Annotated in this window: 1 protein-coding gene; it reads left to right on the top strand. The window is 66.3% G+C overall.

Translation table 11 applies throughout. From position 1 onward, the window contains the following. Positions 1 to 41: 41 nt before the first annotated feature. On the top strand, positions 42 to 1,160 hold the full coding sequence (locus tag ACIGXX_RS44095) for an IS630 family transposase (RefSeq protein WP_399984897.1): 1,119 nt from the start codon (positions 42 to 44) through the stop codon (positions 1,158 to 1,160).

Here is a 1,160-nt window from a genome sequence, read left to right as displayed (position 1 = left end):
CTAGTGTCCTGCGCCAGTAGTTGGCCGTTAGTAGGTGTGTGATTTCTGCTGCTGGTGCGTCAGTTCCTCGTCGGGGCCCCAAGCTGGAGCCCCTGCTGCTATCCGCCGGAGAACAGGCGGAGTTGGAGCGGTGGGCCCGCCGGGCAACATCGGCCCAGGCGTTGGCTTTGCGGGCGCGGATTGTGCTGGCGTGTGCGGGACCTGAGGTGCCGCCGATCGTCGCGGTCGCCCGGGATCTACGGGTGGCCGCGGACACGGTCCGCAAGTGGCGACGGCGGTTTCTGGCTGAGCGGCTGGACGGGCTGGCCGACGAGCCGAGGCCGGGCCGTCCGCCCACCATCGGCGTCGATCAGGTGGAAGCGGTCGTGGTGACGACGCTGGAACAGCTGCCGAAGAATGCCACCCACTGGTCGCGGAAGTCGATGGCGGAGCACAGCGGCCTGTCGAAGTCGACGGTGGGCCGTATCTGGCGGCAGTTCCAGCTCAAGCCGCACCTGGCGGACACCTTCAAGCTGTCGACGGACCCGCTGTTCGTGGAGAAGGTCTACGACGTGGTGGGCCTGTACTTCAACCCGCCCGAGGGTGCGGTGGTGCTCTCGGTGGACGAGAAGAGCCAGATCCAGGCCCTGGACCGGTCCCAGCCGGTGCTGCCGATGATGCCGGGCATGCCCGAGCGGCGCACCCACGACTACGTGCGCAACGGACTGACCACCTTGTTCGCCGCGTTCGACGTCGCCACGGGGGAAGTCATCACGGCCCTGCACCGCCGGCACCGGGCCGCGGAGTTCAAGAAGTTCCTGATCCGGATCGACAAGGAGGTCCCCGCCCACCTGCAAATCCATCTGATCGTGGATAACTACGGCACCCACAAGACCCCTGCGATCAAGGCCTGGCTGGCCAAACACCCGCGGTTCGAGCTGCACTTCACCCCGACCGGCTCCTCCTGGATCAACCAGGTCGAGCGATGGTTCGGCTACCTGGCCCACCAGATGATCCGCCGCGGCGCACACAAGAACATCCAAGCCCTCGAAGCCGACATCCGGCACTGGGTCAAGGACTGGAACCACGACCCCAAGCCCTTCATCTGGACCAAGACAGCCCAAGAGATCCTCGACTCCCTCGCCCGCTTCTGCCGACGGATCTCCGGCGCAGGACACTAG

Origin of the sequence: Streptomyces sp. NPDC055243 (assembly GCF_044544025.1) — a bacterium.
Lineage (GTDB): Bacteria > Actinomycetota > Actinomycetes > Streptomycetales > Streptomycetaceae > Streptomyces.
This window is presented reverse-complemented; position numbering and strand designations above follow the sequence as displayed.